The following is a 26,942-nucleotide window of genomic DNA, read 5'->3' as shown; positions in this document are numbered from 1 at the left end:
GACCTGGGGTTTATCAATTTTTCATATCCATTTTATGCTGTAAAACGTCTCACAAGCACGAGTCCGCTGACAATCAATATTCCTCCTAAGAATACAGGGGCTTGTTGTGTCTCACCAGTATTCGGTAACGTCGACGTCGAATGTTGTTGAACTTCTTGTGCAGTTAACATGGTCTTACCTGTGTTAAATGACACAAGTGCGCCTTTGTCATTTATATAGGCAGGTTGACCATGATAATGTATTAAAGCAGACTTAGGAAACAATGCTTTTCCCGTACGTTTTGAAATCACTTGTTGATTTTGGACAATCACACCTTCTTGAATAGATGACGTTACAGGTGAAGCAGGTATGATGATTTTTCCAGATTTTCTGTGGATAAGGTTCCCTTTTTGATCAAATATACATGTCCCAGGCCCTTGTGTGTGATAGCCATGGTTCTGTTTGGAAGAGGAGTTGGCTTTATCACTCAGTTTTGGAAATGGAATGATTTTTTCTGGTTGATTTGCTTTTAAAACTTCTGGTTCTCCATTGATGATCCTTGTTGGTTTTGTTGTTTCATATTGAGATAGATCGGCTTGTTTTAAATAATCCGCAAACACTTTATCTAAAGACAGTCCTTCTTCTCTCGGCCCACCAAACATTGTAAATCCGTCTCCACCTGAAGCGGTAAAGTCATTTGTCGCCACGCGATACGTGCGATTTGGATCCAATGCTTCGTATTGTCCCGTCGCTTTATTTAAAATATGGATGGCTTTAATACGTTGTCCCGGCGCTTGAGACATATCAAAATAGACACGAATGGATTTCGATACTTGTAATAAGCCCCCATTTGCAGACAATTGTTGTTTGCCCTCATTATTTTCTAGAGGTGCACTTAAACTGTGTTCAAATGCAGCGAGGACGTCACTCCCTTTGACTTGAATTTGAGAGATTGTATTGCCAAAAGGTAATACGGTAATAATATCGTTTAAAGTGACTTTCCCTTTTCCGATAGACGCACGAATACCGCCACTATTGGTCACAGCAAAATCAGCCGGATGACTGAAATGCTCCAGACTATATGCTTCCATCGCATCTGCAATGGCATTTCCTAAATTTGTTTCATGACGGCGAACATCGTCACGCTCACCTTGGAATTCAACAGTATTATTAGGAATGACCACTTCTGATGTTTCTTTTAAAAACGCAGCATTAGCTTTGTCCACTTGTGCTTTCACTGTTGCGTCAGGCACTACATCTGCGACATCATTGACATTAATCAAGGATGCTTTTAAATTTCGAATCGTAGGTGGATTAAAATCAAATGTAATTTTCCCAATATTAGCTAAGGCCGTTCCAGTTTGCGCCAATACATCCTTGCCATACGTTTGTCCATTTTGCATCACGGTGTGCGAATGGCCATCAATAACAATCGTTGGCACTGTAAACTGCTTATTTTGACTAATTTGTTGCGTTAAATAATCTGAACGCCACGTTTGTTGTGTCGTTGGATCAACGCCTAGATGTGAAAGAATGACAAAGGCATCGACTTTCCCATTCAGTTGATTCATTTCGCGTAGGACACTTGGCAAAGGATCTTCAAATGTGACACCTTGAATGCCAGTTGGACTTGTTTTTGTTTTCGTTTCCGGTGTGGTCACACCGATAATGCCGTAACGCACTCCGTTTTTCTCGATGATTGTGGAAGGCTTGAACGCCAATTGATGGTCTTTATAAATATTAGAACTTAAAATCGGAAAATTCAACATGCCTTCCAATTTCTTCAATTGATCGTACCCAAAATCAAATTCATGATTTCCGGGTACCATCGCATCATACCCTACCGCATTCATTGCTTTTGCCATTTCTTCCCCTTTGGATTGGTTAGATAATGGCAACCCTTGAAAAGCATCTCCAGCATCTAGCATGAGGTCTGGTTGATTTTGATCTTTAATCGTTTTTGTTTTAGCCATTCCGATAACTCGGTCCGGTTCTTCAACTAAACGGCCATGCATATCATTCGTATGTAAAATAGTATGTTCTGTGGATGCGGATGCAACGGCTTGTTTAGGTTGAGCGGTTCTTTGGACATCCGTTAATGTTGCGGGTGCCTGAGATTGAGTCACTTCTTTCGCAACTTGTGGCGCGTTTGACTTTGGCACGTTATTTTCGACAGCTTCAACGGGTTGTGAAGGGGGCGAAGGCGTGGCCTCAGTTTGAGTCGTACTCATAGTTCCTGGACGCTCACTCGTTGTCCGCTGTGTTTCTGATAAATCTGATGAATCTGATGCACCTGTGTCAGCGTTCGATGGTGCTATCGCCGTGTTGTCATTCGTAGATGATGTCTGATTGTCCAGTGTTGTTATCGCCGTGCCATTATTTGTGGATGGCGTCTGATTGTTCGTTGGTGGTAACGGCTCAGTTGCGGCGGGTGCTATCGTCGTGTTTGTTGTCTCCTGTAGTGTTGTTTTTGCATAGGACTGTGATGGTAAAAGCCACATGAAAATCCCAAACAACAAGAGGACAAAACATACACTGTATAAACTTCGTCGCTTCATATGTAACCTCCCTAAAAGAATCGTACAAATAGGTTGTACACTTTTATCCTAGCACAACTCTTTATAAAAATATGAAACCATTATGAAATTTACTTGAAAAAGATGTAAAAAAACCAACGCCTCCTTCTTAAAAAGCAGACGTTGGTTAAAATTTATAAATGTTGTGTAAATGTGGTCGTGTTCATTAATTCAGTCAAAAGCGCTGTTTGTGTCGGATGCAAATCTTCCACATCTCGATTATCGATAATGGCCCATCCGCCAGCTTCATATATATCTAACGCTTTGTCCATATTTTCCGTGCGCGTCCCATGAAAACATACATATTCCATCGTTTTGTTCGCGGGGAGTTCTTTTAAAATATCCCGAACGACGTGACCTACAATAGTAATCCCTGGACCGGTTCTCTCTGCATTCGCTACTTTTTCTGAGATGGTTGAGACGTCTCCTGCAATCACGTGTTGATTCACACATGTCGCATTAAAAATAACTGCTACTGGTAAATTTTCTTGTATCGTCGAACGAACTTCTTCCATTAAATGAGGGAGTCGTTTCACTCCCATATAAATGGCGAGCGTTCCTCCATTTTTTAGTGTTGTGATATCAATGGACGCTTCTTCGTCATCTTTAAAATGTCCTGTCGTAAATGTAATATTTCGTGCGACACCGCGTTCAGTGAGGCCACGATGCAGTTGACTCATTGCGGCACTTGCTGCAGTAATGCCAGGAACGACTTCAAAAGAAATACCCGCTTTTTTTAACACATCCACCTCGTCTGCCAATCTTCCAAATATCGCAGGGTCTCCCCCTTTTAAGCGAACCACAGTTTGATGCGTTTTCGTTTTCTCGACCATGAGTGCATTGATTTCTTCTTGGCGCATAGACGTCGAATAAGGTGTTTTCCCAACATGAATCCATTCAGTTTTCGGGGATGAAAATTGCAGTATGAATGGATTAACCAGTTGATCATATAAAATCACATCCGCCCGTTGAATACAGCGCTCTGCTTTTTTAGAGAGCAACAACGGATGACCAGGTCCCGCTCCTACAAGATAGACTTGAGGAGGTGCTATTAAAGACATAAATAAATTTCTCCATCTATCACTTCAACAGGGTACGTTGCTACGCATCCTTCATCAGGCTCTTGAACTTGACCTGTTTCTAAATCAATTTTTTGATCATGTAACGGACAATAAACATAGTGTCCACTCACTGTCCCTTCAGATAAAGGCCCTTGTTTATGTGGGCATACATTATTAATCGCGCGAATGTCGCCCTCTTCTGTTAAAAATAAACCGATTTGTAAATCACCGACAATGACTTTTTTACCGATTAACGGTTCTAATTCAGAAATATGTGCCACTTTTACTTTTTCATGCGTTATTGCCATACTTACACCTTCTCCACTTCAAAAATTGTACGTTTCTCAGTGTCTTTCACTACTTCGTGCCATGGTTCGTTTTCATAAGCACGTTTCGCATCCATAATACGTTGGTACAATGCTTCTTGTTTTTCAGGATCTAGAACGACGGACTTCACTTGGTCAAATCCTAAACGTTTTAACCAAGGGGCTGTACGTTCAGCGTAGATGCCTGTTTCACGATAATATTGCATGTACGCACCACATAATTTCACCACTTCGTCTTCTGTTTCAACCGTTGTTAATAACTCAGCGACAACGACGTCTGTACCGCCGTTACCCCCAACATAAATTTGGAAACCATTTTCAACACCAATTACACCAAAGTCTTTCACGCCTGATTCTACACAGCTTCGTGGACAACCAGAAACCCCCATTTTAAATTTGTGGGGTGTATCGATGTATTCAAACGTTTTTTCTAAACGAATGCCGAGTTTTGTTGTATATTGTGTACCGAAACGACAAAACTCTTTACCGACACAGCTTTTTACTGAACGTGTTTTCTTACCGTAAGCTGAAGCTGAGCGCATATCTAAATCTTCCCATACTTGCGGTAATTCTTCTTTTTTCACGCCATATAACCCGATACGTTGTGAACCTGTCACTTTGACTAAAGGTACGTTATATTTTTTCGCTACTTCTCCAAGACGTATTAATTGATCCGCGTCTGTTACGCCCCCACGCATTTGTGGAATGACTGAGAATGTTCCGTCATTTTGAATATTGGCATGGTAGCGTTCATTCGCAAAACGAGAGGCTTTTTCATCTTCGTGTTCATGAGGATACACCATATTTAAATAGTAGTTGATCGCTGGACGACATTTTGGACATCCACCTTTATCTTTGAAATCTAAGACGTGACGGACTTCTTTAGACGTTTTTAAACCTTTCGCACGAATTTGGGTCACGATTTGGTCTCTTGTTAAGTCTGTACATGCACAAATTCCTGTTGGTGCACTTGCGACAAACTCCTCTCCAAGGGTATGTTCTAATAGTTCAGCAATTTGACCTTTACATTTACCGCATGAATTTCCTGCTTTTGTCGCTTTTGTCACTTCTGCCACAGACTTTAAGCCTTGGTCTTGAATAGCTTCAATGATGGTTCCTTTAGAAACACCATTACAGCCACAAATCGTTTCATCGTTGTCCATGTCAGCGACACTGATGGCATCGACTTCTCCTGCTTTATGCAAGAGGGACACGAGTGTATATTCGTCGATAGTGTCGCCTTTTTTCATCATATTGTAGAAGCGGTTCCCTTCTTCAGTATCTCCATACAATACGGCACCGACAATCGTTTTATCTTTGACGAAGACTTTTTTGTAGATGTTGTCCACACCATTAAATGTTTCAATCCCACGGATACCGTCGCTTTCAGTAATCCAACCTGCACTGAATAAATCACAGCCAGAGACTTTTAAAGAGGTAAAGGTTGTCGAACCTTTATATCCTTCAGTCGGAATACCTGTAATATGATCCGCAAGAACTTTACCTTGTTCATATAATGGTGCCACGAGACCATACACTTTTGAACGGTGTTCTGCACATTCACCGACCGCGTAAATATTAGGATCGCTTGTTTTCATAAAATCATCAACCACAATACCGCGGCCAATTTCTAACCCAGCAGCACGTGCTTCTTTTGTGACAGGTCGAATCCCGACTGCCATAACGACCATGTCCGCTTCAAGCACGCGTCCATCAGATAAACGAATCCCTTCGACGTGTTTTTCACCTAATATCTCTTGTGTGTTCGCTTGTAGTTCAAAGTGAATCCCTTGTTTTTCTAAATCCGCTTTTAACAGTTCTCCTGCTTTACGATCGAGTTGGACTTCCATTAACCACTCTGCTAAATGCACCACCGTCACGTTCATACCTTGGTCAACAAGTCCACGTGCACATTCAAGTCCAAGCAATCCTCCACCGATAACGATGGCATTTTTCTTTGTTTTTGCCGTTTCGAGCATTTTTTCAGTATCATCAATCGTTCTAAAGCCAACGACCCCTTCAAGTCGAGATCCGTCAATAGGTAAAATAAATGAATCAGAACCCGTCGCAATAATCATTTGATCGTACGACACAATTTGGCCTTGCTCTGTTTCAACATGTTGGGCCTCACGATCAATTTTCACGACCTTATCTCCTGTTATTAAACGAATGCCACGCTCTTCATACCATTCGTACGGATTCATAATCGTTTCTTCAACCGTCATTTTATTTTGTAAAATATTCGATAACATAATGCGGTTGTAGTTCGGATAAGGTTCTTTTCCGATAATCGTGATGTCAAATTTGTCTGGGTCACGTTCTAAAATTTCTTCAATTGTGCGTACGCCTGCCATCCCGTTACCAATCATCAAAAGTTTTGTCTTACTCATGCATATCCTCCTCAGTTGCAGCTAAAATCTCTTTAATTTTCGCCGCATATCGTTTCGTCCGTTCTATATTCTGCCCTTTTGAACTCACACTGATGGTCAGCCCATCGTGCTCAAACGTTAACATATTAAAAAAGTCTGATTGTGTTTGGTCTCCAGTATGATTTATCCATTGCGTGGGTAAAGCATCTTGAGCCACTTGGTTGTTGATTTGGGGATTATTCGTCGCAATCACGATTAAATCGGCATGAGCTATTTTAGTCGCATCGTATTTTTCTCGTATCAATCGAAATCGTTCTGAAGATTGAACTGTCTCAAAAGCCTCATGAAATTCGGGACTGACAACGTCAATTGTACAAGGCTCGGTCACTAGCTTACTGAACTTGCGCCAAGCAATTTTGCCACCACCTATGATGACCACATGCCTATCCTTAAGATTGAGTTGTACCGGATACATCAGGCACCTCCTCACATTCAGCGATTCTAATCTGAACGATTTCTTTGAGTACAGGATGGAAATTAATCGCCGATGTAAAAACGAGTGTATTACTTAAATTCAAAGCTTCAATACGTTGTTTTGTTTTATTGACAAGATAACCATCATAAAAGAAAAATGGAATAATAAGTAGCTTTGGATGCTTTTTCGCAATCTTTGGCAATGTTTTTGTAAATTCGAGTTCTCCGTATACCATGGATGGATAACATGGATGCTCAACCGTCGACAATTTGTCACAAATTTCAGTCAATGCAAGGTCTGGTTCGTTAAATCTCGCATTCCCATGTGCCAATATCACAATGCCCGTGGCTTTATCGATGTCATTTTGATAGGCTTGCATTTGATCAGCGACCCAATCCGCCATTTTAGGATGTGTTCCTAATGGATTGGCTAATACAAATTGAACATTGGGATTTTGTTGTTGAAAATCATGATAAATAGCTTCGATATCTTCATAATAGTGTGACGCAGTAAATAACAACAACGGCACTAAATGAATACGCGTATAGCCTGCATCTACTGTTTTTTGAATGACCTCATCCAATTGAATCGTTTCACTCTCTAAAAATGCCACTTCATAATCCACATCTATATCTTCAAATGTTTGGTCAATAAAGTGTAACAACGTTTCATTTAATTTACCTTTTCGCATCCCATGCACGACTAAAATGGTCTTATGCATGACGACACCCCCTACATGTTTATTGTAAATGAAAATGGACATTAAATGTGATTGGTTTCACAACATATATGAAAAATAGGGAATTCCCTTCTCCTATTGCTAAGGGATTTCCCTATCTCTTTTTATTCCCCTTCATACCACGGCGGTGGTGTGAGCAATGATTCATTATAACGTTCTGGAATGAGTACTTTCACCATCATGGCACCACGATCGCCACTTGGTTCTTCAAGTTCAAAGAAGGAGGTATATCCTCTACGTTCATAAACGTCTTTAAGCCATGACATTTTACGTGCTGAAGTTCCTAAAACCACAGCAGGTGCTTTTAATGTGTCTCTTAAAATGGTTTCTTCGATGTATGTCATGAGTTGATTTCCGTAGCCTTTGCCTCCAAAATTAGGATCAGTCGCAAACCACCACACAAATGGAAATTGTGATACTTTATGTTTAGGCTCCCAAGGAAAACGAATTGACAATGTGGAAATCAAACGTCCATCTTGTTCTAGGACGTACGCTGCGTTATATTTAATGTTTTTTTCAATCATTTCTAAATCTGCATTCACGGATGGCCAATCAATCCCCGCTTCACGTAACGGTGTAAACGCACGGTGCATGAGTTTTTGTAATTCGGGTGCATCTTGTAGCGTGGCCATTCTAATTTGTGGTGAACTCATAGGTTTCCCCCCTTTGTCATGTTAACCTTAGCGTAACAGATTTCATCGACGTTCAAAACAAAAAAGTCCAAGCACAGTGCTCGGACTTTAAACTGATTAATATTTTTTGCGACTTCCGTTGAAGTAAGCATAGAGTAAACCGACTAAAATACCGCCACCAATGTAGTTTCCGATAAAAGCAAAGACGATATTTTTAAGCACGTCTAACCATGAAACGGCATCGATATTATAAAAAATCATACCGACAAACAATCCCGCATTATAAACCACGTGTTCATAACCCATAAACACGAAAATAATTACACCAACGGCAATAAAAAATGTTTTTGAGAGCCCCTCTTTAAACATCATGGAAACGTATATTCCAATATTGATAAAGAAGTTGGCAAAAATCGCTTTAACAAGTATGGCGTGCCATGTTGAAGCGACCGTTTTTGCATCAACCGTAGCTGAAAGTGCTTGAATCATTTCAGGCGTCATGACCTTCGTAAAAATCATTAAACCAAATAACACGAATGCACCTAAAATATTTCCAATAAAACATACTGTAAAGAGCCAAAGCATTTTTCCAATTGAAATGGCGCGATAATAAGCCCCTACAGTAAGATACATAAAGTTACTTGTTAACAATTCTGAATGCGTTAATACAATAAAAACTAAGGCGATACTAAAGGCTATGGCCCCCATTAAGTTGACAACCGCAGGCAGTGCCCCAGCAAATTGTGTTTTCATGGCAAGCATAAAAACTGTCACAATGGCGAGTAAAAAGCCAGACATCATCGATTTCAATATGTATCTTGGTAAGGCACGATCTAACATGACTTCTTTCATGGCCACTGAGCTGACAATGGCTTCTACAATTTCTCTCGATGCATAGGTATCTTTGAGGTGTTTTGTTGGTTTTTCAATTCCCATATTCATACCCCTCCACTCATTTTTAACTACCCTTTTATATTACAAGATAACATTTAAACTAGATAGTCAAAATCAGCTAAAAATAGGAATAATATGCTTAAAAAACATTTCAATTCATAATATCAATAAGACCGAAATGACCTTGAGATAGAATACTCATTTAAAAAGGAAAAGCCATCCAAATTTACCTATAGATAAATTTGGATGACTATTTTAAACCGACTTAAATACGTTCCAGTCTTTTCCTTATTGTATTGTTGGTCAAGAAATTTAGCCTTTTGTTTTTGCACGTTTCATAGCTTTCAAACCATAAGCAAATACACCGTAACCAATCGTTGTTTGTGTAAACCATTTTAAGAAGTGTTCATGATGACATATGCGTGTGACTACAGTGGCAATTGCCGTGCTTAAGACATATAACCCGAGCACTTTCATATAGCGTTGATTCATTCTTTTCACCTCTGATACTTTAAAAGTTGAATGACACTGATAAAGATTGTTTATATGCATTAGAACCGCTACTTTATCATTTTTAGTCATTCTCAAGATTGATACAAGTTCACTTTATCACAATCAAAATAATTAAAAAGAAGGAAGTTGCCTATATTGGATAGGACAACTCCCTAATCTTTTATAATAATCCAAGCCATTGCCAATAAGTCATACTGAAAATAATGACTAAAATATAGCCGATGACTGTAATTGGAATCCCTGCTTTAAGGAAATCTTTAACTGTAAATGTTTCAGTTCCATAAGCCAACATACTTTGTGGTGAGCTGACGGGTAATAAGAAACCAAAACTAATCACAAATTGTTGAATCAATACAAAACCGATGGACATATCTCCTAAATGTAACGTAGATGTTAAAGAAATAAACACCGGTATTAACGCCGACGCCAAACTTGTGGCACTCGCAAAACCGAGATGGATTAAAATGTTAAATAATGAAATGAGTGCGATCGTTGCAATGATAGGCATATGTTGTAAGCCCATTAATCCAAATGTTTTATCACTCAACCACTGTGCAGCGTTTGTTTGAAGTAAGACATTACCTAATGCAATCCCTACACCAAAGACAATGATTGTTCCCCAAGGAATACGACTTTCTGCTTCTTTCCAGCTCATGACCCCAATTTTAGGTGTGAGCATAATCGCAAGAGCAATCAATGTGATTGACGAAGAATCAATTGGATGAAGTATTTTTTCAGTAGACCATAATAAGAGTAAAGCCACAGAAATAATGATGAGACGCCACTCTTTACCTGAAATAGGGCCAAGCTCTTGTAATTGTTTTTGGACAAGCTCTTTTCCACCTTCAATTTCCGTTTGTTCTGGCGGAATGACTTTCAGCATCACAAAATAGAGCACGACAGACATAATGATTGACCAAGGCGCCGCATATAAGAACCATTCTCCCCATGAAATATCATGTCCGAGTTGTTCATTAATAAAGTTCACTGCGACGATATTTTGCGCGGCTGCGGTTTTAATCCCGATATTCCAAATGGACACCGCTTGAACCGCTGTAATAATTAATAGCGCCGCTAATTTACTTTGCTTTGCAGCCCCAAATGCCGCGACCATTCCGAGTAATATCGGAACCACTGCGCCTGCACGTGCCGTTGCTGATGGCACGAAGAACGCTAAAATAATCGAAACCAAAATCGCGCCAATAACGATGCGTTTCGTTTTATTCCCAACCAATGAAAGCACCCATAACGCTAAACGTTTATGCAATTGTGTCACTTGCATCGCTGTTGCTAGAAAGAGCGCTGCTGCTACAAGGGCGACTGCACTTGTAGAAAAACCACTGAATGCGAGTTTCAATGCATTGGCTGTCCCTAATAAATCTCCGCCACTTAAAACATCTTTGCCGACTTTCGGATTGCCTAATGCTTCTGTTAAGTTTTGAACTGGGCTAAACCCAAGTAACAAAATCATTAAAACGACAATCATCGTTGCAGATACAGGATAGCTCACCGCTTCAGTCACCCATAAAATAACCGCAAATGCCAAAATGGCAAGCGCACATTTTCCCATTACGGGTAAACTATCAGAAGTGGGTAACAGTAAAATAATGAATAATACAACAAAACTTAACCCAAACCATAGCGGTTTAAAGGTCGATTTTTTTTGATTTTTTGCCGCCGTTGCCATAAAAAACAACCCCTTTTATTTTAATCACCCTAAGTGTACCAATAAATAGAGGTTGTCGCCCACTCATGTTCAAACATTCACAAAAATTTTACATTTATTTTTAGTTTAAAATAAGTTGGATTTCTAAACGTTTCCAGTCATTTGATTGCGTCGCCATTGTCTATATCCGTATATACTGTTGATTAAAAAGGCCATCCACATTAAAATCATCGCCATTGCGCCGTAAGAGACCGTATGCGTCTGTATGGCATCATTGAAAGCTTGTGCCCATAAAACGATGGTAATGAGATTGACAGCAATCCAAAATAACCACTGCTCTTTAAAGCGAAGAGTCATCAACGTTTGCCCCACAATAGATAAAGCGGTAGAAGCCCCGTCTACCCATGGATGTTGGGCATAAAAATCGCCTGAAAGTTGATATAAAAGCGCGACAAGTCCTAAATAAAGAACAACTGTCAACACTAATGTCACTATCCACGTCAATGGGGTTAACCCTTTGGCATCGACTTCTTTGACTTTCGCATTTTTGACTTCAGGATCTTGTTTCATATGGCGCCACCAAACCACGAGTCCTATAAATTGAAAAATGAGAAAAATCACTTGCATGCCCACTTCTCCCATAAAATGGGCCTTAAAGCTTAAATAGCCATAGGTACATACTTGAATCACTCCGAAAAAATAGGTAGACAAACGCCCCTTAGCGGCCATAAATACACAAACCACACCTGAAATACTTGCAATCAGGTTAAGTATCGCCTCTTTTCCAATCCCTTGTGCTTCACCAACTAATAAAGGAAGAACAAATACAAAACATTGCAATATGAGAAAAAGACTAAAGAACCATTTCTCATATAATGTAAACCCCTTAAAATCTTTAAACATTAACCCATCCCCTTATCTCTTTCTATCTTTATGATTCGACCGTTCTTAACGTTTGGTCGCCTGGGCAAATCCATTGTTTTTTCGACATCACATAGTAAATTAACCCTGTGACAATCATTGGCAATATAAAATGGAACACACCTATCAAAATCCATGTGTTTAAAGAACTTCCCATCGTGTGAATGGTCATAATTTGGCCGACAAAACCGCTCGTTCCCATGCCTGCCCCTGCAGCATTATTCGTCATTGGGAAAAAGACCGTCATTATCGGTGCAATCATCGCACTCGCAAGTGTTGGTGGAAGTAATAACAATGGTTTTAAAAGGATATTCGGAACTTGTAACATACTTGTACCTATTCCTATTGAAATCAAACCACTAATGCCATTGTCTTTATATCCCATTACTGCAAAACCCACCATTTGACACGCACATCCTATAGTTGCTGCACCTGCTGCGAGTCCTGACAACTCTAGCATTAACGCAAGGGCTGCGCTTGAAATGGGTGCCGTTAAACACAATCCAAAAACAACTGCCACAATAATCCCCATTATGATCGGTTGTTGGTCCGTCGCTGAAATAATGACAGCACCTATCGCTTTCATTAATTGATTGAGCAATGGTCCTAAAAGTTTAGCGACAATACCTCCAATCACCAACGTCATCATCGGTGTTACGATAATATCAATTTTCGTTTTTTGTGCATATAGTCGGCTCAGTTCAACGGCTACAAGCGTCGCAAAAAATGCACCCACAGCGCCGCCTGCAAATGTTTCGTATCCCATCATCCCGACAATGAGTGCTGAAAATATGACTAAAGGTTTACTTTTAAATCCGTATGCCATCGCAGCCCCAATTGCTGCACCTGTTAACCCTTTAGCGACATTACCAATGCTGACTAAAAAGCTTAAATCTATATTAGGAAATAACGTTTGTTTGCCTATCGTCTCTAAAATAAGCCCGATAATAAGAGAACAAAATAGGCCTAAGGTCATAAAACTAAGCCCTTCGATAAACCATCTATGTAATAATGTTTTCAATGTCTCTTCTCCCCCTGAATGAATTTGTACAGTTGAACCATACAAGTTTTATATTACCATAGAACTTTTGAACCGAGGACACTGAATTTTCAGTTACATAAACGCGTTTTATACATACAAAAACGCACTGTGCGGGGAACACAGTGCGCTTTATCAACTTTAGTTCTACTTTATTTAAGGAGGTCTTACAGGTCTTGCTTTTGGGGTGTATCTTTTATCTTAATTGGGATTGAACAGTTAGGATTGGGAATTGTTTGATTAACTGTTCTATACATAGAATACCCCATTTTATTCCGACTCACATCGGACAATAGAACGCTCTTTTTCTAAGACCTTAGTTCGAGTTGCATTAATCGTAATAATTACTGTTTACAAATATCAGAATAATCTTTATAATGTAGAGTAGATACAATTTTTTATTTCTATAAAAGTTGTATCTCTTAAAGACATTGTGCAACATACTTACACTTACACACTCTTCACAATGGCTTTAAACGGATGTAAATCAGTCATTTTCAAACATGAGTCTTTCAATTTTTCCCCATTGAAAAGTTGAAGCGGAATCGAGACTTATCTTTCATAGCGATAATACTCATTCCACCCCATACTTATCCCCTCTCTATGTCTTTCATAAAGAGGGGTTTTTATTAGCATTCTAAAATTAATTCACTACCAATTTTAAATTTTCCATATGAATCTTCTTTTATGTTGTATATAAGTCATATAAATTTACCTATTTTCCTACAAGCGTTAAAATAATGAAAGAGCAAGATTAATATTAAGGAGCGTTTTGACCTTTGTCATCGCTCTAAAACTAAGGGGCTGAAATAGATGTCAATTCAAGTAAAAGACTATATCTCAGAGCAATATGATTTATTTATAAACGGTGAATTTGTGGCACCAGAATCTGGTGAATATTTAGAAGTCCACAACCCAGCAACAAGTGAAGTCATCACAAAAATTGCAAAAGCCAATGAGAAAGACGTTGATAAAGCTGTTAAAGCAGCACAAGAAGCCTTTCCATCTTGGTCACGTATCTCTAAACAAGAACGTTCTGATTTACTACGTGAAATCAGTCGTCGCATCTTAGATCAAAAAGACCGTCTTGCAACAATCGAAAGTATTAATACAGGTAAAGCATTACGCGAAGCTTCTATGTTAGATATTCCGCTTGCAGCACGTCATTATCAATATTTTGCGAGCGTGACAGATTTAGATGAAGGATCTGTCAATCAAATGGACGAACATACACTCAGCCTTATTACTCATGAGCCAATCGGTGTGGTAGGCGCTGTCGTGGCTTGGAACTTCCCTAGTCTACTTGCAGCATGGAAACTCGGACCTGCACTTGCTGCCGGTAATACTGTAGTCATCCAACCTTCATCATCAACACCTGTGAGCTTAATTGAAACAGCTAAAATTTTCCAAGAAGTTTTACCTCCAGGCGTTGTGAATGTCGTAACAGGTAAAGGTTCTGAATCCGGAAACGCCATTTTCAACCATGAAGGTGTCGATAAATTATCATTTACTGGATCTACAGATGTAGGTTACCAAGTCGCTGAAGCTGGAGCAAAACGTATTGTTCCTGCAACATTAGAACTTGGCGGTAAAAGTGCCAACATTATTTTAGATGATGCCAATCAAGAAGTGGCATTAGAAGGCAGTCAACTCGGTATTTTATTTAACCAAGGTGAAGTATGTAGTGCTGGCTCACGTTTACTCGTACACGAGGATATATATGATGAATTTGTTCCAAAATTAGTGGAAGCCTTCAAAAAAATTAAAGTTGGCGACCCATTAGATATGAACACACAAATGGGTTCACAAACTGGTCCAGATCAAATCGAAAAAATCCAAAGCTATATCGACTTCGCTAAAGAAAATAACGCCAACATTTTAGCTGGAGGCGAACGTATCACTGACAATGGTTTAGATAAAGGTCATTTCTTCCAACCGACAATTATTGAATTAAACGATAATAAAAATAAACTAGCACAAGAAGAAATATTTGGACCTGTGCTTGTCGTTATTAAAATTAAAGACGACAAAGAAGCTGTAGAAATTGCGAACGATTCAGAGTACGGTTTAGCCGGTGGCGTATTCTCAACAAATATTAATCGTGCCCTCAATATTGCTAAAAATGTTCGTACAGGCCGTATGTGGATTAACACATACAACCAAGTACCTGAAGGGGCACCATTTGGCGGATATAAAAAATCTGGTATCGGACGCGAAACTTATAAAGAAGCGATTAAAAATTATCAACAAGTGAAAAACATTTATATCGATACAAGTAATGAAACAAAAGGTTTATACTAAGTTGACCTTAAATAAGAGGCGTAGACTTGCCGTCTACGCCTCTTCCTCTATATCAATGACTTGTATCGTACGTTCTAGTTCTGTTTTCAAATCAGGCGTTCTCCATTCTCTTGGATAACCTAAACATGCCGCAATATAACTCGTATTTTCCTCATGGACCACCTTTCTAAAATGGACATGCCCCATGATGCTATATCGTATTGGATAACGTTCAAATAGCGCATCAAAACTTTGTGTCCCTATAAATCCATTAAAAAAATCGAACACGCGATGCGGTGTTGGCACTAAAAATGCAGGGTGTGTAACAAAATGCGTCACAAGAATAACTTTCTTTCCTTGATATTGCTCTAATTGCTTATTGACTTCATCGGCATAGTGCATCGCGCGCACGCTTGCCTCCTCAGTAAAATCCGTATGGACTAAATCTTGCCAAGTGGCTCCATAATGTTTACCTCGTTGTAATTTTTCATCACTAAACCGCGCATCAGCATACGCATAGTCAAACCATCCCATATGCCCAACGATACACCAATCCCCTCGAATGATAGGTGCATGCATTAAACATAGTGGGTGCTCACGATATCGCTTTAATATCGCCTCCGTCGTAGTAGTATCTTCTTTATTCCGCCAAATATCATGATTACCGGGGACAAAGGCCACTTGTGCTGTAATCGCAGCATCTAGCTGATTGATGAAAGCTAGCGTTCGCTCGCTGTTATTCGATATATCTCCTGCAATAATGATTAAAGAGACCCTCGCTTCTTCAATCACTTCGATTAAATATTTTAAATATATTTCAGAACTGTAAGTTTGATGACGATCAATATGTAAATCCGATATCACACCCAATTTCATTTTTTACCCCTCCATTTTTATTATCTCATACGTTCCAATTACTAGAAAAGAGTATACTGACACCATTTACATTTTACTCATATATTGCATATTATCTATTTCTGAAAATTATCATAATTAGAACTTTTCAATGTCACAAATATGTCATTTTAGTATAAAAATGCGGTAAAATTTATTACTTTAATGTGAAAAAGCGTCAAAGCGTTGCGGTATAATAGTCCTTTGTTTGAAAAACATTTCACAATCTCTATAAAATTTTTATTAATAGTATTTTCAACTAATAAAAATGCCTTCATCCCTTGAAATACGGCTATTGCATACGCTTTCAAAAAAGTCTATATTTGATTTGGAAATAAAGCGCGCTTATAAAAAAACTAAAATTTAATTGAGATGAGGAAAGATTATGGATTTTATTTTAGGTATTGGAACATTACTCGTTGTTTTACTTGCAATGACTTTGTTTTTGAAATTTGCCCCTAATGGAAAAGTCAGTTTACAAGCATTATCGGGAGCAGCATGTGCGACATTTTTACCTGAAGCGTTCTTAAAATATGCGATTGGTGGCGTATTTCACTTAGAATATTTCACAAAACTTGGTGAAATCGCTGGGAGTTTAAGTGGTGTTGCCGTAGGTATTTTAACGTGTTTAAAATTTGGAGTAAATCCAGTATTTGCTGTGTTAACAGGTTTGGTGCTTTTTGATTTTAAACTTCTTCCTGCATTTATTGCAGCTTATTTTGTAGCGTTTGGTCTTAAATATTTAGAAAAGAAAGTACCAGAAGGATTGGATCTCATCGTTGTGATTTTACTCTCTCCTGCCATTACTTATGGTATCGCTTCTATCGTCTCTCCAAGTGTGACTGCTGTCCTTAAACAAATTGGTACTGCTGTTACTGCTGTTGGAGATAACAACCCATATGCTTTAGCTTTAGTGATTGGTGCGATTGTGCCTGTCGTAGGTATGACGCCTCTAAGTTCAATGGTATTCACAAGTCTTCTTGGCTTAACAGGTGTGCCAATGGCCATCGGTGCGCTAGGTTGTATGGGAAGCTCATTCGTTAACTTTGTAATGTTTAGAAAACTTAAAATCGGCAATCCAGGTAAAGCGTTTGCCGTTGCAATTGAACCGCTCACTCAAATCGATATAATTGCTAAATATCCTGTTCAGTTGTATGGTACAAATGCCATTGTCGGAATGGTTAATGGACTCTTTGTCACTTACATGGGCATCGTCGTGAACCAACCAGGTATGGCTACACCGATTGCAGGACCGATTGTTGCCTTAGGTTTCAATGATGTGACAAGCACAGTCATTACGATTGTTGTTGTTGCTATCATCAGTTTGATTTTAAGTTTCATCATCGGTACATTCATTAATAAAAAACAAATGGGCATTAATTTAAATACACCAAAACTTAACAAACAAGTAAATTAAAGGAGCGAATATATATGGCACGTACGAAAGATTATCAAAGTGCATTTGACGTGATTGGTCCAGTTATGATGGGCCCTTCTAGTTCACATACTGCAGGTGCAGTTAAAATCGGACAAGCAGCGCGAGCTGTATTAGGAGATACACCTGAACGTATTGAAGTACATTATTATGAATCATTTGCTGAAACACATAAAGGACATGGCACAGATTTAGCAATTATCGGTGGCTTACTTGGCTTTAGTACATTTGATTCACGTATCAAAACATCTACAACTATCGCACGTGAACAAGGGATCCCTTTGGAATTTATTGAAGAAAAAGGTGCGAGCCTTGGCGAACATCCGAACTGCGCTTTAATTATTATTGATAAAGGGGATCGTCACGTTGAACTGAATGGAATTTCCATTGGTGGCGGTGCTTTTAAAGTCAAAAGTATTCATGTCAATAACATGTGTATCTTACTGTCACATACACCAAATTTATTAGTTATTGACGGTGAATGTGATATGTCTCAAATCAACCATTTAATTAATGATCTCGTTGAAAAAAGTGTAGATATTAACGAAGAAATTAAAACAATGAGCCAAGATCGTTGTTTACTGGCGCTACATTTAAATAAAGCTATTAAACCGGAATTATTAGATGAAATACGTCAAAAATATACGAACTTAAAATTCTCATATATACAATAGTCTGGAGGAATCGATATGTTTGATTCAATGAAAGAATTAATCGAATACGCTGAAACACATTCCAAATCCTTCTCAGAAATTATGATTGAACACGAAATGATGACACGTGGGCTTTCACGTGAAGAAGTTTTTGAAATGATGCAACAAAATTTAGATACAATGCGCAATGCTGTGGAAAAAGGCTCAACAGGCGAAGGCGTAAAAAGTGTGACTGGCTATACAGGACAAGATGCGATTAAAGTCGCTAAATATAATGAAACACACCAAGCCCTTTCTGGTCATGATATGATTACAGCCGTTCAAGGTGCGATTGCTACAAATGAAGTTAACGCTGCTATGGGTATCATTTGTGCCACACCAACAGCTGGTTCCTCGGGAACGATCCCGGGCGTGCTCTTTAAATTAGAAAAAACACATCACCTTGATAATGAACAAATGATTAAATTTTTATTCTCGGCTTCAATGTGTGGCTTAATCATTGCCAATAATGCCTCTGTTGCCGGTGCAACGGGAGGTTGTCAAGCTGAAGTCGGTACAGCATCAGCTATTGCGGCTGCGGCTGCAGTTGAAACATTTGGAGGGACACCTTCACAAGCAGGCCATGCTATTGCTATCAGTTTAAGTAACTTATTAGGTCTTGTATGTGACCCTGTTGCTGGTCTTGTGGAAATTCCATGTGTGATGCGTAATGCTATCGGTTCTGGTAATGGTTTAATTTCAGCTGACCTTGCATTAGCAGGCGTTGAAAGCCGTATCCCAGTTGATGAAGTCATTATGGCAATGGATAAAGTTGGCCGTAACTTACCTGCTTCTTTACGCGAAACAGGTATCGGTGGTTTAGCAGGAACACCAACAGGTCAAGCGATTAAAGAAAAAATCTTCGGCAGTTCAAATCAAGAACAAGTCTTTTCATAAACAGTAAACAAAACGGGGTTAAGGGCATCTGATGATGCCTTTAACCCCGTTTTTTTATTATTTATCTTTTTTTAACAAGTGATGCTGATAGGTCTCTTGATGAAAGGTCGGTGTGTGTTCCTGTTGTTCTTCAGTTTGGCGATCTTTCACCTTAAATCTTATAAAATGATAAATAAAAAAGATGATGATACTCAATGAAATTGATTGCATAAACAAATATTGCCAAGTCCCTGCAATCAAATAGTTCTCCGCAATACTTGTTGATACGACCAATGCAATAAATAAAAATAAGAAGTTTTTAAGCATCATCTCACCCCTTTGTTCCCCTTTTTTTGTCTTATACATGTTATACCACGAAAGATGTTGAAAAGATACCCTTTTTCAGATAATTTTGTATTTTTATATTTTTAAAAACCACACACATTTCAACACCCATCCTTAAATTGTTTAATTTGTGAACATTTTCCTCTTATATTGACAAATAAATGAAAGCGCTTTATCATTAAGTAAACATTATTAAACAATATCAAACATTTACAATTTGATACAAAGGAGGTCCATCGATGTCTATTCAACAGTACATTCATTCAGATACCGTATTTGTTGTAGATGCAACAACACAGTCGCAAGTTTTTGAGTTGATATCTGAAAAGTTGTCTCACCTGTCTCTAGTGAAAACAGACTTTTTGAAGCATTTACTCGAAAGAGAAGCAAACTATCCGACAGGACTCGATTTATCACCCATTCATCACGATTTACCTGATATTGCTATCCCACACACTGAAAGTCAGTTTGTGAACGAAACGCGTATCGTTCCTATTCAACTTAAACAATCGATAGCATTTCAGAATATGATTTCTCCAGACAAAGCTTTAGAGGTCTCTTTTTTATTTCTTATTTTGAATCACGATACAGAGGCTCAAGCGAATATACTCGCAGAAATAATGGATTATTTGAATCAAACAGATCACGCACAATTACAAAAATTATTCAGCTCAGAAGATTCACAAGAAATTTTTGAAATACTAACAAATTAAAAAGAAAGTAGTGAAGACCATGATTAAAATTTTAGCAGCCTGTGGTGCAGGTGTGAATTCAAGCCATCAAATTAAATCTGCCTTAGAAAGTGAACTTACAGCGAGAGGTTATCAAGTCAGTTGTGACGCAGTCATGATTAAAGACGTGACTAAAGATTTAATTTCTAAATACGATATTTTTGCGCAAATTGCCAATACAGATTTAGGATTTGACATCGACATACCTGTTGTAGACGCCGGGGCCATTTTATATCGCATTCCAGCAATGGCAGAACCTGTTTATCATGAAATTGAAAACATCATTAAAAGTATGCAACGTTAAGTCATCATCGTGAGGGGGAAGCCAAATGAAACAAATCATTGATTTTTCAAATACCCTTTTTGAACCATTAATCCAGTTAGGAGCCGCGCCTTTAATGGCCATTATCTTAACGATTATCGCCTTATTATTTAAAGTTAAATTTTCAAAAGCTTTAGAAGGCGGTTTAAAATTAGCCATTGCATTAACAGGGATCGGGGCCATCATTGGAATATTAACTACCGCATTTGCAGACGCATTAAAGTCTTTCGTTGAACGCACAGGACTTGCATTAACGATCACTGACGTGGGTTGGGCACCGCTCGCAACCATCACTTGGGGTTCGCCCTATACTTTGTATTTCCTATTAATTACTGTATTTTTAAATATTGGTTTATTATTACTCAAGAAAACCAATACACTCGATGTCGATATCTTTAATATTTGGCATCTATCAATTGTAGGATTATTTTCCATTTATTGCGGTGCTAATTTATTCATAGCCACATTGCTTGTTGTATTTATTGGTGTACTCAAAATCATCAACTCAGACTTAATGAAACCCACATTCAATGATTTACTCAATGCACCTGCAACGAACCCAATGACAACAACACATATGAATTTTATGCTTAATCCGATTATTATGGTTTTCGACAAACTATTTGATTTACTTTTCCCTTGGTTGGATAAATATGATTTCGATGCCGCAAAATTAAATAGCAAGATCGGTTTTTGGGGTTCAAAGTTTGCGATTGGGATGTATTTAGGCGTTTTCGTAGGTTTACTTGCCGGACAATCTCCTACAGAAATTTTAGCACTCGCCTTTACAGCTGCCGTGTGTTTAGAGTTGTTCTCAATCATTGGTTCTTGGTTTATTGCTTCTGTAGAACCTCTATCTCAAGGGATTGCAGATTTCACGAGCCAAAAACTTAAAGGGCGAACACTCAATATCGGCTTAGACTGGCCGTTTATCGCAGGGCGTGCGGAAATATGGGCAGCCGCTAACGTTCTTGCGCCGATTATGTTATTAGAAGCGATGATTTTACCAGGGAATTTATTATTACCTCTAGGCGGAATCATCGCAATGGGTTTAACCCCTGCACTACTCGTAGTGACACGTGGAAAACTCATTCGAATGATTGTTATTGGTGCAATCCAACTGCCGATTTTCTTATGGTCGGGGACACTGATTGCAGATTTTGTGACACAAACCGCTAAAAAAGTGGGCGCCTTCCCTTCAGGCCTCTCTGAATCGACACTCATTTCTCATACGACTATGGAAGGACCTATTGAAAAATTCTTAGGTTTTCTTGTTGGTCATGCGTCAGAAGGGCAAGTTCAATTTATCATTTATGCACTATTAGCACTTATTGCGTACTTACTTCTCTTCTTATGGTACGCGTATGAAATGAAAAAGCGCAACAAAGTTTATGCCTCTGAAAGTAACCAATAATTTCAAAAAGGACACCACAAAAAAGAGCTACGAAAATGCAAAATCATTTTCGTAGCTCTCTTTTTATTTCTTATACGCTTTAAAATCAATCACTTTCCCATTTTGATGGCGCTCTTCTTGATTCATAATTTCCATATATTCTTCAAAAGTGTGCCCATGATAGATCCAGTTACGCATTTTCATATAAACAGGTTTTACTTTATTGATGGCTGTCTGTTCTACGCGCTTACGTAAAATACCATCTTGTACTAAAGAGTACATCACATCTGCCACCATCTCGTATTCAATGGCATGCTTCATCATTGTTAAAATTTCTACCGCTAATTCATCAGGCGTCACATTGTAGTCGTTATTTTCACGCATGTTTTTACCTAACCACGATAAGAAGTTAAAGTACGTGTCTTCATCAATGCCAAAAACATGTGTTTTATAAAAAAGCATCTCTTCAAGCGTCTCAGGCTCATAATAATGTGCATCTCTTAAGAAATGATGCAATTCATCAGGCTCTAGCTCTAATCCGACACTCGAAATCAAACCTTCACCTACATTAAAGTTACATATCTCGGGCATCAAGCGATTTAAACGCATGAGGATACTTCGCGTTTCTAATAATGAGTAGTCGTGCTCTAAATAGCGATTCAAAACTTTTTGAAGTTGCGCAAAGGAATATAATCCATATAAGTTTGTTGCTGCTTCAATTAAATCTTGTTCTTGTTGATAGCGTTTGAGTGTTTCGTGCTTTTTAATCCACTTTCCAACTTGCTCAAGAATTTCGTCAGGAATCCATAATAAATGCTTTCCTCTGTCATCTTCTTCTGTCTCAAAGATTAAGTACGACTCTGGAAATGACACATTACTTTCAATCGGGGTATCTAAATCATTGAAGGCATACACTTGAATCAATAAGCGCTTTTGATTTTCATCCATTTGTGCAACCGCTTCATTAAAATAGTCTTCTGTGACGAGGGAGGTAATAAACCAATGAGCAATTTCTTCTTTCCTCAATGTGGAGTAGCCTTTCACACCATTTTCTTTACATAATTGTTTTAATTCTTTAACCGTTGGATTGCCTAGTAAATTAATTATGGTATTGGGCGCACCATGTAACAAATCCATAAACATTCTCTCCAAATTCAGCTTTTTCATGACTTCTTTATCTTGAAAAAGTGTTTGCAATTCTTCATCCTTTATAGACATTTTGATCACCTATTCGATTAATAGTTACTTTCATTGTACTATCCGTACCATAAAATGCAAATGAACATATGCTTAAATCTTTTTTTAATACAGAACTGTCATTAAACATTTTAATATCATTTAATGTAATAAAGAAACTTTATTTAAATTTCTCAAATTTGTTGTTCACGAGGAAAGTAAAAACAAAAAAAGCACAAATCAACATGAATGCTTTAAACGCTTAAAACATCATGCAATCTGTGCATAAATTTATATATATATTTTCTTCTCAAAAAGACATCCTTACGATTGATAGGCGAGTAATGCTTTTTGAATATCTTGATTTCCATTTAGAACTTGGAACTCTTTGCCTTGATTTTCAGGTTGTGTCACAATTTCATACAATACGCGCGCAACATCTTGACGTGCAATTTTGCGTTCTTTAGGTTGATCAAATAGTGCTTCAATACGCACCTTACCCGTACCTTCTTCGTCTGTTAAACCACCTGGATGGACAATAGTTGCTGTTAATTGACTGTGTCTTAAATAATCATCTGCGTAATGTTTGGCAATGGTATATGGTTTCAAATCTCCGCCTTCTTCAATCGCTTCACGTCTTGAATCCCATGTAGAGACCATAACAAAATGAGGCACGTTCGCTGCCTCACTCGCTTTAATGGCTTTGACCGCACCATCTAAATCTACTGCGAGTGTTTGGTCTGCACCGGTTTTTCCACCTGAACCGACTGAGAATACAACTTGATCATACCCTTCAAATTGCGATTGTAACGTTTCAATACTGTCATGTTCAACATCAATCAATGCTGCCTGAATATCTTGTGCTTCTAACGCTTCTTTTTGCTCTTGTTTACGTACACCAGCTGTAAATGATTGGTTGTTTTCTTTTAAAAGTTGAACGAGATAACGTCCAACGCCACCATTTGCACCGAGCACCATTGTTTTGACCATATGAAACCCTCCATTCATTTGATAATGCCATCGTATAACACATTTCATAAAAACTCACATCATGTGCTTATACAACGTTTTACTTATATCATCTCATCTTTAAAGAAGGAAGTGTTTATAGCATGTCTTTAGTTATCTTATTTTATTCTACATTTTTTGAAAAAGAAATGTTCACGCTACGTAGACAATTTGATTGTTTCAAATAAAATGTGTCGGTTTTTCATACAAAATATATACAAAAAATGACAATAAGCAAACGCTTTCAATTTTCAAGTGATAAATTTCACAAGAGTTGGTATACTGATTGTGAAATGATGAACAATGGAGGTTTGATCATGATACATGAAGCTAAAACACAAACAAACGCTTGGAAAGGGTTCAAAACGGGGCTTTGGTCTCACCGTGTAGATGTCCGTGATTTCATCCAATTGAATTTTACTGGTTATACAGGAGATGACTCATTTTTAGAAGGACCTACTGAAGCGACAAAACAACTTTGGGACCAAGTGATGGCACTTTCAAAAGAAGAACGTGAACGTGGTGGTATGTGGGATATGGATACCAAAGTGCCTTCTACAATTACTTCTCATGATGCAGGTTATTTAAATGAAACGCTTGAACAAATTGTAGGGGTACAAACGGATAAACCATTCAAACGTTCAATGCAACCATTTGGCGGTATTCGTATGGCTAAAGCTGCTTGTGAAGCATATGGCTATGAATTAGATAAAGAAACAGAACATATCTTTACAGAATACCGTAAAACACACAACCAAGGTGTTTTTGATGCCTACTCTAAGGAAATGTTAGCTTGCCGTAAAGCCGGTATCATTACGGGTTTACCAGATGCATATGGCCGTGGTCGTATTATTGGTGACTATCGTCGTGTTGCACTATACGGTGTTGATTTCTTAATGGCAGAAAAACAAAAAGACTTTGAAAGCTTATCAACAACGATGTCTGAAGATATTATTCGTTTACGCGAAGAACTCTCTGAACAATACCGTTCATTAAAAGAGTTAAAACAATTAGGTGAAATTTATGGATTTGACTTAAGCCGTCCAGCTGAAAACTTTAAAGAGGCTGTACAATGGCTCTACCTTGCATACCTTGCTGCGATTAAAGAACAAAACGGTGCAGCGATGAGTTTAGGACGTACATCTACTTTCTTAGATATCTATGCACAACGTGATTTAGATAATGGCACAATCACTGAATCTGAAGTTCAAGAAATCATTGACCACTTTATTATGAAATTACGTCTCGTTAAATTTGCACGTACACCAGACTACAACGAATTATTCTCAGGAGATCCAACTTGGGTCACTGAATCTATCGGTGGTGTTGGCATTGACGGACGTGCGATGGTTACTAAAAACTCATTCCGTTTCTTACATTCACTAGATAATTTAGGTCCAGCACCTGAACCAAACTTAACAGTTCTTTGGTCTACACGCTTACCTGAAAACTTCAAAAAATATTGTACGAAAATGAGTATTAAAACAAGCTCTATCCAATATGAAAACGATGATTTAATGCGTGAAAGCTATGGCGATGACTACGGTATTGCATGTTGTGTATCTGCAATGCGCATCGGTAAACAAATGCAATTCTTTGGTGCACGTGCCAACCTTGCTAAAACTTTACTCTATGCGATTAACGGAGGTAAAGATGAAAAATCAGGCCTACAAGTCGCACCGAACTTCAAAGCGATTGAAGATGAAATTTTAGATTATGACGATGTCTACGCACGTTTCGATGAAATGATGGAATGGTTAGCGGGTGTTTACATTAACTCACTCAATGTCATTCACTACATGCATGATAAATATAGCTACGAACGTATCGAAATGGCACTTCACGATACAGATGTTCACCGTACGATGGCCACAGGTATCGCAGGGCTTTCAGTTGCAGCGGACTCTTTATCAGCAATTAAATACGGACAGGTAAAAACAATCCGTGATGAAAATGGCTTAGTGGTCGACTTTGAAACGACAGGCGATTACCCTAAATATGGTAATAATGATCCTCGCGTCGATGACATCGCGGTACAACTTGTAGAAAGCTTTATGCGTAAACTTCGCAAACATAAAACTTATCGTGATTCAGAACATACAATGAGTGTACTCACAATTACTTCTAACGTTGTTTACGGTAAGAAAACAGGTAACACACCAGATGGACGTAAAGCGGGAGAACCTTTTGCTCCAGGTGCAAACCCAATGCACGGTCGTGATGAACACGGTGCGCTTGCTTCATTATCCTCTGTTGCGAAATTACCATACGACTGCTGTAAAGACGGTATTTCTAACACATTCAGTATCGTTCCAAAATCATTAGGTAAAGAAGACGATACGCAACAACAAAACTTAGTCAGCATTTTGGATGGTTATGCAATGCAACATGGTCACCATTTAAACATTAACGTATTTAACCGAGAAACATTACTTGATGCCATGGAACACCCAGAAGAATACCCTCAATTAACCGTACGTGTATCAGGTTATGCAGTAAACTTTATTAAATTGACACGTGAACAACAACTAGATGTCATTTCAAGAACATTCCACGAGTCAATGTAACAAAAACAGGAAAAAGATTGAGAAAACGGGGAG

24 protein-coding genes are annotated in these 26,942 nt (G+C 38.4%); 8 read left to right on the top strand and 16 right to left on the bottom strand.

What is annotated here, in order from left to right:
• Positions 1–32 precede the first annotated feature (32 nt).
• From PYW36_RS02095 to PYW36_RS02040, 12 genes are all read right to left on the bottom strand, one after another.
• Complete coding sequence (locus tag PYW36_RS02095; protein WP_103158661.1) at positions 33–2,537, bottom strand: 5'-nucleotidase C-terminal domain-containing protein; 2,505 nt, start codon at positions 2,535–2,537, stop codon at positions 33–35.
• 152 nt (positions 2,538–2,689) lie between these two features.
• Complete coding sequence (cobA, locus tag PYW36_RS02090; RefSeq protein ID WP_103158662.1) at positions 2,690–3,616, bottom strand: uroporphyrinogen-III C-methyltransferase; 927 nt, start codon at positions 3,614–3,616, stop codon at positions 2,690–2,692.
• Positions 3,607–3,924 (bottom strand): nitrite reductase small subunit NirD, encoded by a 318-nt coding sequence (nirD, locus tag PYW36_RS02085; RefSeq protein WP_037575111.1) that lies wholly within the window; start codon positions 3,922–3,924, stop codon positions 3,607–3,609. Before nirD ends, cobA begins: the two co-directional genes overlap by 10 nt.
• A gap of 2 nt (positions 3,925–3,926) precedes the next feature.
• Positions 3,927–6,332, bottom strand: coding sequence for a nitrite reductase large subunit NirB (nirB, locus tag PYW36_RS02080; protein ID WP_103158663.1), 2,406 nt, complete (start codon positions 6,330–6,332; stop codon positions 3,927–3,929).
• Positions 6,325–6,786, bottom strand: coding sequence for a precorrin-2 dehydrogenase/sirohydrochlorin ferrochelatase family protein (locus PYW36_RS02075; RefSeq protein ID WP_037575117.1), 462 nt, complete (start codon positions 6,784–6,786; stop codon positions 6,325–6,327). The genes nirB and PYW36_RS02075 overlap by 8 nt, the downstream gene beginning before the upstream one ends.
• Positions 6,761–7,507 (bottom strand): sirohydrochlorin chelatase, encoded by a 747-nt coding sequence (locus PYW36_RS02070; protein WP_103158664.1) that lies wholly within the window; start codon positions 7,505–7,507, stop codon positions 6,761–6,763. The genes PYW36_RS02075 and PYW36_RS02070 overlap by 26 nt, the downstream gene beginning before the upstream one ends.
• Positions 7,508–7,629: 122 nt before the next feature.
• Positions 7,630–8,178, bottom strand: coding sequence for a GNAT family N-acetyltransferase (locus PYW36_RS02065; protein WP_037575124.1), 549 nt, complete (start codon positions 8,176–8,178; stop codon positions 7,630–7,632).
• Positions 8,179–8,274: 96 nt separating this feature from the next.
• Positions 8,275–9,093 (bottom strand): formate/nitrite transporter family protein, encoded by an 819-nt coding sequence (locus PYW36_RS02060; RefSeq protein ID WP_037575127.1) that lies wholly within the window; start codon positions 9,091–9,093, stop codon positions 8,275–8,277.
• Between the two features lie 270 nt (positions 9,094–9,363).
• Positions 9,364–9,543, bottom strand: a complete 180-nt coding sequence (locus PYW36_RS02055; protein WP_037575130.1) for a hypothetical protein — start codon at positions 9,541–9,543, stop codon at positions 9,364–9,366.
• A 181-nt stretch (positions 9,544–9,724) separates the two neighbouring features.
• Positions 9,725–11,251, bottom strand: a complete 1,527-nt coding sequence (locus tag PYW36_RS02050; RefSeq protein WP_037575132.1) for an SLC13 family permease — start codon at positions 11,249–11,251, stop codon at positions 9,725–9,727.
• A gap of 123 nt (positions 11,252–11,374) precedes the next feature.
• Positions 11,375–12,133, bottom strand: a complete 759-nt coding sequence (gene pnuC, locus PYW36_RS02045) for a nicotinamide riboside transporter PnuC (RefSeq protein ID WP_037575136.1) — start codon at positions 12,131–12,133, stop codon at positions 11,375–11,377.
• A 28-nt stretch (positions 12,134–12,161) separates the two neighbouring features.
• The gene (locus tag PYW36_RS02040) at positions 12,162–13,172 is read right to left on the bottom strand and encodes a PTS sugar transporter subunit IIC (protein WP_103158665.1); all 1,011 of its coding nucleotides are present in this window, start codon (positions 13,170–13,172) and stop codon (positions 12,162–12,164) included.
• Positions 13,173–14,003: 831 nt separating this feature from the next.
• Here PYW36_RS02040 and PYW36_RS02035 point away from each other — a divergent pair.
• Entirely contained in the window at positions 14,004–15,491 is a 1,488-nt protein-coding gene (locus PYW36_RS02035; RefSeq protein ID WP_103158666.1) for an aldehyde dehydrogenase family protein, read from the top strand.
• Positions 15,492–15,524: 33 nt separating this feature from the next.
• Here PYW36_RS02035 and PYW36_RS02030 read toward each other — a convergent pair whose 3' ends face one another.
• Positions 15,525–16,346 carry a metallophosphoesterase gene (locus PYW36_RS02030; RefSeq protein ID WP_103158667.1) on the bottom strand — a complete coding sequence of 274 codons (822 nt, stop codon included), beginning with the start codon at positions 16,344–16,346 and terminating at the stop codon, positions 15,525–15,527.
• Positions 16,347–16,749: 403 nt separating this feature from the next.
• Between PYW36_RS02030 and PYW36_RS02025 the strand changes: the two genes are divergently transcribed.
• From PYW36_RS02025 to sdaAA, 3 genes are read left to right on the top strand one after another with little or no spacing between them, the layout of a single operon-like run.
• Positions 16,750–17,781 carry a PTS sugar transporter subunit IIC gene (locus PYW36_RS02025; RefSeq protein ID WP_037575148.1) on the top strand — a complete coding sequence of 344 codons (1,032 nt, stop codon included), beginning with the start codon at positions 16,750–16,752 and terminating at the stop codon, positions 17,779–17,781.
• A gap of 14 nt (positions 17,782–17,795) precedes the next feature.
• Complete coding sequence (sdaAB, locus tag PYW36_RS02020) at positions 17,796–18,473, top strand: L-serine ammonia-lyase, iron-sulfur-dependent subunit beta (RefSeq protein ID WP_103158668.1); 678 nt, start codon at positions 17,796–17,798, stop codon at positions 18,471–18,473.
• 15 nt (positions 18,474–18,488) lie between these two features.
• Positions 18,489–19,388 (top strand): L-serine ammonia-lyase, iron-sulfur-dependent, subunit alpha, encoded by a 900-nt coding sequence (sdaAA, locus tag PYW36_RS02015; protein ID WP_037575152.1) that lies wholly within the window; start codon positions 18,489–18,491, stop codon positions 19,386–19,388.
• Between the two features lie 57 nt (positions 19,389–19,445).
• Here the strand turns inward: sdaAA and PYW36_RS02010 are convergent, their stop codons facing one another.
• Positions 19,446–19,733: a hypothetical protein gene (locus PYW36_RS02010; RefSeq protein WP_133170497.1), complete on the bottom strand. Its 288-nt coding sequence runs from the start codon at positions 19,731–19,733 to the stop codon at positions 19,446–19,448.
• A gap of 218 nt (positions 19,734–19,951) precedes the next feature.
• Here PYW36_RS02010 and PYW36_RS02005 point away from each other — a divergent pair, with 218 nt between their 5' ends.
• Genes PYW36_RS02005 through PYW36_RS01995 form a run of 3 tightly spaced genes read left to right on the top strand, consistent with a single transcriptional unit; the run spans position 19,952 to position 22,179 of the window.
• On the top strand, positions 19,952–20,425 hold the full coding sequence (locus PYW36_RS02005; protein WP_037575154.1) for a PTS sugar transporter subunit IIA: 474 nt from the start codon (positions 19,952–19,954) through the stop codon (positions 20,423–20,425).
• Between the two features lie 19 nt (positions 20,426–20,444).
• Positions 20,445–20,747 (top strand): PTS sugar transporter subunit IIB, encoded by a 303-nt coding sequence (locus PYW36_RS02000; protein ID WP_037575156.1) that lies wholly within the window; start codon positions 20,445–20,447, stop codon positions 20,745–20,747.
• A gap of 25 nt (positions 20,748–20,772) precedes the next feature.
• On the top strand, positions 20,773–22,179 hold the full coding sequence (locus PYW36_RS01995; protein WP_103158669.1) for a PTS transporter subunit IIC: 1,407 nt from the start codon (positions 20,773–20,775) through the stop codon (positions 22,177–22,179).
• Between the two features lie 63 nt (positions 22,180–22,242).
• Here the strand turns inward: PYW36_RS01995 and PYW36_RS01990 are convergent, their stop codons facing one another.
• Positions 22,243–23,376, bottom strand: coding sequence for a Rho termination factor N-terminal domain-containing protein (locus tag PYW36_RS01990; RefSeq protein WP_103158670.1), 1,134 nt, complete (start codon positions 23,374–23,376; stop codon positions 22,243–22,245).
• A 282-nt stretch (positions 23,377–23,658) separates the two neighbouring features.
• Positions 23,659–24,324: an SDR family oxidoreductase gene (locus tag PYW36_RS01985; RefSeq protein WP_037575163.1), complete on the bottom strand. Its 666-nt coding sequence runs from the start codon at positions 24,322–24,324 to the stop codon at positions 23,659–23,661.
• A 335-nt stretch (positions 24,325–24,659) separates the two neighbouring features.
• Between PYW36_RS01985 and pflB the strand changes: the two genes are divergently transcribed.
• On the top strand, positions 24,660–26,909 hold the full coding sequence (gene pflB / locus PYW36_RS01980) for a formate C-acetyltransferase (RefSeq protein ID WP_103158671.1): 2,250 nt from the start codon (positions 24,660–24,662) through the stop codon (positions 26,907–26,909).
• Positions 26,910–26,942 lie beyond the last annotated feature (33 nt).

Source organism: Staphylococcus chromogenes, assembly GCF_029024625.1.
Lineage (GTDB): Bacteria > Bacillota > Bacilli > Staphylococcales > Staphylococcaceae > Staphylococcus > Staphylococcus chromogenes.
This window is presented reverse-complemented; position numbering and strand designations above follow the sequence as displayed.

What these genes read in the sequence shown, in the direction of transcription:
- cobA (WP_103158662.1), bottom strand. Translation starts at nt 3,616, where the DNA reads ATGTCTTTAATAGCACCTCCTCAAGTCTATCTTGTAGGAGCGGGACCT.
- PYW36_RS02025 (WP_037575148.1), top strand. Translation starts at nt 16,750, where the DNA reads ATGGATTTTATTTTAGGTATTGGAACATTACTCGTTGTTTTACTTGCA.
- nirB (WP_103158663.1), bottom strand. Translation starts at nt 6,332, where the DNA reads ATGAGTAAGACAAAACTTTTGATGATTGGTAACGGGATGGCAGGCGTA.
- PYW36_RS02035 (WP_103158666.1), top strand. Translation starts at nt 14,004, where the DNA reads ATGTCAATTCAAGTAAAAGACTATATCTCAGAGCAATATGATTTATTT.
- nirD (WP_037575111.1), bottom strand. Translation starts at nt 3,924, where the DNA reads ATGGCAATAACGCATGAAAAAGTAAAAGTGGCACATATTTCTGAATTA.
- PYW36_RS02010 (WP_133170497.1), bottom strand. Translation starts at nt 19,733, where the DNA reads ATGTATAAGACAAAAAAAGGGGAACAAAGGGGTGAGATGATGCTTAAA.
- PYW36_RS02065 (WP_037575124.1), bottom strand. Translation starts at nt 8,178, where the DNA reads ATGAGTTCACCACAAATTAGAATGGCCACGCTACAAGATGCACCCGAA.
- sdaAA (WP_037575152.1), top strand. Translation starts at nt 18,489, where the DNA reads ATGTTTGATTCAATGAAAGAATTAATCGAATACGCTGAAACACATTCC.
- PYW36_RS01985 (WP_037575163.1), bottom strand. Translation starts at nt 24,324, where the DNA reads ATGGTCAAAACAATGGTGCTCGGTGCAAATGGTGGCGTTGGACGTTAT.
- PYW36_RS02005 (WP_037575154.1), top strand. Translation starts at nt 19,952, where the DNA reads ATGTCTATTCAACAGTACATTCATTCAGATACCGTATTTGTTGTAGAT.
- pnuC (WP_037575136.1), bottom strand. Translation starts at nt 12,133, where the DNA reads ATGTTTAAAGATTTTAAGGGGTTTACATTATATGAGAAATGGTTCTTT.
- PYW36_RS02050 (WP_037575132.1), bottom strand. Translation starts at nt 11,251, where the DNA reads ATGGCAACGGCGGCAAAAAATCAAAAAAAATCGACCTTTAAACCGCTA.
- sdaAB (WP_103158668.1), top strand. Translation starts at nt 17,796, where the DNA reads ATGGCACGTACGAAAGATTATCAAAGTGCATTTGACGTGATTGGTCCA.
- PYW36_RS02030 (WP_103158667.1), bottom strand. Translation starts at nt 16,346, where the DNA reads ATGAAATTGGGTGTGATATCGGATTTACATATTGATCGTCATCAAACT.
- PYW36_RS01990 (WP_103158670.1), bottom strand. Translation starts at nt 23,376, where the DNA reads ATGTCTATAAAGGATGAAGAATTGCAAACACTTTTTCAAGATAAAGAA.
- PYW36_RS02000 (WP_037575156.1), top strand. Translation starts at nt 20,445, where the DNA reads ATGATTAAAATTTTAGCAGCCTGTGGTGCAGGTGTGAATTCAAGCCAT.
- PYW36_RS01995 (WP_103158669.1), top strand. Translation starts at nt 20,773, where the DNA reads ATGAAACAAATCATTGATTTTTCAAATACCCTTTTTGAACCATTAATC.
- pflB (WP_103158671.1), top strand. Translation starts at nt 24,660, where the DNA reads ATGATACATGAAGCTAAAACACAAACAAACGCTTGGAAAGGGTTCAAA.
- PYW36_RS02055 (WP_037575130.1), bottom strand. Translation starts at nt 9,543, where the DNA reads ATGAATCAACGCTATATGAAAGTGCTCGGGTTATATGTCTTAAGCACG.
- PYW36_RS02060 (WP_037575127.1), bottom strand. Translation starts at nt 9,093, where the DNA reads ATGGGAATTGAAAAACCAACAAAACACCTCAAAGATACCTATGCATCG.
- PYW36_RS02075 (WP_037575117.1), bottom strand. Translation starts at nt 6,786, where the DNA reads ATGTATCCGGTACAACTCAATCTTAAGGATAGGCATGTGGTCATCATA.
- PYW36_RS02095 (WP_103158661.1), bottom strand. Translation starts at nt 2,537, where the DNA reads ATGAAGCGACGAAGTTTATACAGTGTATGTTTTGTCCTCTTGTTGTTT.
- PYW36_RS02070 (WP_103158664.1), bottom strand. Translation starts at nt 7,507, where the DNA reads ATGCATAAGACCATTTTAGTCGTGCATGGGATGCGAAAAGGTAAATTA.